The sequence below is a fragment of the Psychrobacter sp. T6-1 genome, from assembly GCF_052258445.1.
This window is the reverse complement of sequence record NZ_JBQQFC010000237.1, coordinates 1-3878: the sequence shown is the minus strand read 5'-3', so window position 1 is coordinate 3878 and position 3878 is coordinate 1. Positions and strand designations below refer to the sequence as shown.

4 protein-coding genes are annotated in these 3878 nt (G+C 49.0%); 1 reads left to right on the top strand and 3 read right to left on the bottom strand.

The window, feature by feature from the left end; translation table 11 throughout:
- The 3 genes from ACTXGO_RS10825 to ACTXGO_RS10815 form a co-directional block, all read right to left on the bottom strand.
- Window positions 1–621: NADP-dependent oxidoreductase (locus ACTXGO_RS10825; protein ID WP_443574461.1), on the bottom strand; the 621-nt coding region annotated here is incomplete at its 3' end.
- Window positions 622–723: 102 nt separating this feature from the next.
- Complete coding sequence (locus tag ACTXGO_RS10820) at window positions 724–978, bottom strand: DUF2798 domain-containing protein (protein ID WP_435949962.1); 255 nt, start codon at window positions 976–978, stop codon at window positions 724–726.
- A 126-nt stretch (window positions 979–1104) separates the two neighbouring features.
- A complete protein-coding gene (locus ACTXGO_RS10815; RefSeq protein WP_443574459.1) occupies window positions 1105–2637 on the bottom strand; it encodes an MATE family efflux transporter in 1533 nt (510 codons plus the stop codon).
- Window positions 2638–2850: 213 nt separating this feature from the next.
- On the opposite strand from ACTXGO_RS10815, the gene ACTXGO_RS10810 reads away from it, so the two are divergent.
- Window positions 2851–3795 (top strand): alpha/beta hydrolase, encoded by a 945-nt coding sequence (locus ACTXGO_RS10810; RefSeq protein ID WP_443574457.1) that lies wholly within the window; start codon window positions 2851–2853, stop codon window positions 3793–3795.
- Window positions 3796–3878 lie beyond the last annotated feature (83 nt).

Here is a 3878-nt window from a genome sequence, read left to right as displayed (position 1 = left end):
ATCTGAGACTATTTTTTCAAAGTCTTGAGCTTCATAATCGATATGCTCATCTGCACCGAGCGACAACACAAAATCCCTATTGTCAGCGGAGGAGGTGGAGATGACATAAGCGCCGATATCTTTGGCGATCTGTACCGCAAAATGACCGACGCCGCCTGAGCCTGCGTGTATCAGAACTTTATCACCCGCCTTTATTCTTGGGCGTAGTACTTGTAATGCGGTTAATGCTGCAAGCGTGGTCGCGGCGGCTTCTGGAAAAGAGGTGCCCTCAGGAATCTCGACCAAATGCTCGCCAGGCGCGGCGACGTATTCGGCATACGCACTGCCATGACCTGGGAAGTTAACGAGTCCAAATACCTTGTCGTCCGCCTTAAAGTCAGTAACATCGCGGCCCACCGCATGGACTATACCTGCAATATCCCAGCCCAAAATCAGTGGTCTATCGGTGCCATAGACTTTGTCTAGTAATTTTGGCATCTCGCGTATTTTGACATCGACAGGATTGATACTTATGGCTTTGATCTTAATTAGCACCTCACCATCTTTGGGCATGGGCGTATCAATCTCACTTAGAGTTAGATTCTCAATACCGCCTGCTTTATGGAGTAGATAGGCTTGCATAGTGGCCTCCTTTATTGTTGTTATAAACAATTACCTTAACAAGAGGCTTGGATTACTAGCAAGGCAGATTTGGTTACCTGATGTTGTGAGAGTCTAACAAGATCAATAAAACTCGATGCGGCTCAGCACATGCTCTTGCACCAGATACGCGCAGAGATAAGCACTGGGCCAAGCAAAGACAAATGCCAGTCCCCATGAGCCCATTAGATCAGCGAAAAAATGATCGCTATAGCCCGTCTTGACCAGTATCAGTGCCGCTGAAATGATAAGCGACATCATTAGCGCCATAAGGCAGGTAAATATCAGACGGTAGTATTTGCGACGAATACGAATGTTGAGGGTAGTAGTGTTTGCCATAATCTTCTGCTTAGTTATTGTTTTTAATGACCGCTATTCATGCGCTAGCGGCGGTGACGTTTTTATTGAGCTAGCCCCAACTCGATGCCAACGCTTAGCCTCACTAAATTCGCCCTTTTGCAGTACCTAATCAATGCTCTGAAGTTTGTGGCGTAAGTCGGCAATACGCAGCGAAGGTAAATGCTTCCACGACGTCGTCGGTGCCATATCACGGCACGACGAACAAGTCCCTACCTGAGCACGGTAGCCCTCAGATCTTTGCGCCGCTTCCTCTGCCGATAGGTTTTTGCCTTTACGCCAGCCGCCGTGTAGATATAGTCCTCCGCCCATCACAGCGGTAGCAACCATGCCTGCTGGGAACGACAGCCAAAGCGCATCGGTGCCAAGTACAGGATAAAGCCCAAAAGCAAAGCCAAGTCGCACCGGATACATCGAGATCACCATGACAATCAGCGGCCAAATCACATAGCCATTTGCACGCATAGTGCCAAAGAACACTTGCGCGATACCAAAGAACACAAAGCCCCATGTCGCCATGAGTTGAATATGGCGTCCAATCGGTACCGCTGGGCTATCACTACCCAAGAAAAAGCCCAGAATAGTGCTATCAAAAGCGGTTAGCACGCCGATCATAGTACCTGTTAACACCACGTTAAAGATAAGCCCCCAGCGGGTGATTCCTGCCACGCGGCTCCATTGATCAGCACCGATGTTTTGCGCGACCATGGCGCTTGCCGCCGCACTGAGCGCCATGGCAGGCATCTGTACATACGTCCACAGCTGCTGGGTTGCGCTATAGGCGGCGGTCGTCTGCACCCCTTCGCGGTTGATAAGCGATAGCATAGTCAATGCCGCTGATGAGATAACGATCATCTGCAGACCCATGGGCAAACCTTTGGAGAACATCGACTTCAAAATCTCACGGTCAGCACGCAAAAAGCGCAGCTCTGGCATACTTAAGGTCAGTACTGAGCCGCGCCAGTACAAAGTAATAATCATGCCAATAAGCGCGATAGCATTTGCCGCCGCGGTTGCAACCGCCGAGCCAAATATACCCCATTCAGGAAACGGCCCTAAACCCAAAATAAGTGTCGGTGTCAAAACCAGGTCAATGACCACCGAGATAATAATAAACCAAAGCGGCGTCGTAGAGTCCCCCGTGCCGCGTAGCGCCATCATCATCAGCGTAAAAGTTAAGGTGACAGGCATCGCAATAAAAATCATGCGCAGATAAGTCAGCGCAAGATCAAACGCACTTGGCGGCGTACCGAGTAGATCTAGTAGCATCGGCGCAAATATCCATCCGCCTGCCGAGACCAGTACACTTATCGGAATAATGCTACCCAGCGCCGTTCCCATCGTGCGCTTGATCAGGACCTCGTTGCGGCTGCCCATCGCTTGACCGATCAAGATAGTCGCCGCCATACCGAAACCAAAGACAAAAGAGATCATAATAAACATCAAGATATTGCCGTTCGCCGTTGCGGCAAGCGCCTCTTCACCCAAAAACCGACCCACCCAAACGGCATTGATCGAGCCGTTTAGAGACTGTAGCGCTGATGAGCCAAGGGTAGGCAAGGCAAATAGCAGCATGGTTTTAGGAATGGATCCTTTGGTAAGGTCACGCTTCTTATCAGTGGCAGTATGAGTATCGCTCAATGTGCATCCTTTTTGCCATCCAAGTAGGCGTAGGTTGAATAAAGATGCCTATTATAAATGACAATGCTTGAGTCATTTGATTAGAAAGATAATCAGCTCGGTGGTCGTTTTGTTTATTACAAAACTGTTTTGACTATCAAGTTATCAATTAACAACCCTAAACACGAGTTTGCCGTTAAACTCATAAGCAAAATTCATATTTAGGAAGCTCTCATGATCTTAAAACGTCTTAGTCTCGCCACTTTACTAGCGGCGTCCGTCGTTGGCTGTACCACCGCGCCCAACACACTTGCGGTCAATACTACCCAAAAGCTCATTCAGTATGAGCGCAATAAATCGGATCTAACGACCAAATCATTCACCCTAGCGTCTGGCGATAAGCTGGTCTATGCCGAAAACGGCAACATCGCAGGCGAGCCTTTATTGCTCATACATGGCTTCGGTGGTAACAAAGACAACTTTACCCGTATCGCTGATGAGCTAGAGGGTTATCATTTGCTGATTCCTGATTTGCTTGGTTTTGGCGAATCGAGTAAGCCTATGGGCGCAGACTACCGCTCACAGGCACAAGCCACACGTTTGCATGAGCTGATGCAAGCCAAGGGCGTGGCGTCAAATATACATGTCGGCGGTAATTCGATGGGCGGCGCGATCAGTGTCGCGTATGCGGCAAAGTATCCTAATGAGGTCAAAAGTCTGTGGCTGGTCGATAGCGCAGGGTTTTGGTCAGCGGGCGTGCCAAAATCGCTAGAGGGCGCAACCCTTGAGAACAATCCTTTGCTGATTAATAGCAAAGAAGACTTCTACGATACGTACGATTTTGTCATGTACAAGCCGCCATATATTCCAAAATCGGTCAAAGCAGTATTTGCGCAAGAGCGCCTTGCCAATAGAGGGCTACACGCCAATATTTTGGAGCAAATCGTTACTGACAATGTCGAGGAGCGCGCCAAAGTCATCGCCGACTACAATATCCCAACGCTCGTGGTATGGGGTGATAAAGACCAAGTCATCAAGCCTGAAACCGTCAAGGTGATCAAAGACATCATTCCACAATCACAAGTCATTATGATGAAGGATATCGGTCACGTGCCGATGGTTGAGGCGGTCGATCAAACGGCTGAGGATTATAAGCGCTTTCGGGAAGGAGTTAAGTAGTAGCTATTCCCGCTTTACGCTACTATCTTAGCTGCCACCGTGGCGGTGACTAATAGGCAGTCGTGCTCCTGTTGCCTCGATAT

What these genes read in the sequence shown, in the direction of transcription:
- ACTXGO_RS10820 (WP_435949962.1), bottom strand. Translation starts at nt 978, where the DNA reads ATGGCAAACACTACTACCCTCAACATTCGTATTCGTCGCAAATACTAC.
- ACTXGO_RS10810 (WP_443574457.1), top strand. Translation starts at nt 2,851, where the DNA reads ATGATCTTAAAACGTCTTAGTCTCGCCACTTTACTAGCGGCGTCCGTC.